1 rRNA gene is annotated in these 333 nt (G+C 58.0%); it reads left to right on the top strand.

The window, feature by feature from the left end:
* A 23S ribosomal RNA gene (locus WQ54_RS18040) occupies positions 1-333 on the top strand; the annotation flags it as partial.

Raw genomic sequence — 333 nt, 5'->3', positions numbered from 1 at the left:
GATAGGTAGGAGCCTGAGAAGCCGGAGCGCCAGCTTCGGTGGAGGCGTCGGTGGGATACTACCCTGGCTGTATTGAAATTCTAACCCGCGGCCCTTATCGGGCCGGGGGACAGTGTCAGGTGGGCAGTTTGACTGGGGCGGTCGCCTCCTAAAATGTAACGGAGGCGCCCAAAGGTTCCCTCAGAATGGTTGGAAATCATTCGCAGAGTGTAAAGGCACAAGGGAGCTTGACTGCGAGACCTACAAGTCGAGCAGGGACGAAAGTCGGGCTTAGTGATCCGGTGGTTCCGCATGGAAGGGCCATCGCTCAACGGATAAAAGCTACCCCGGGGA

The sequence above is a fragment of the Bacillus sp. SA1-12 genome, assembly GCF_000981385.1.
GTDB lineage: Bacteria > Bacillota > Bacilli > Bacillales > Bacillaceae > Metabacillus.
Note: the sequence above shows the minus strand (reverse complement) of the source record. Positions and strands in the feature narration are given on the sequence as shown.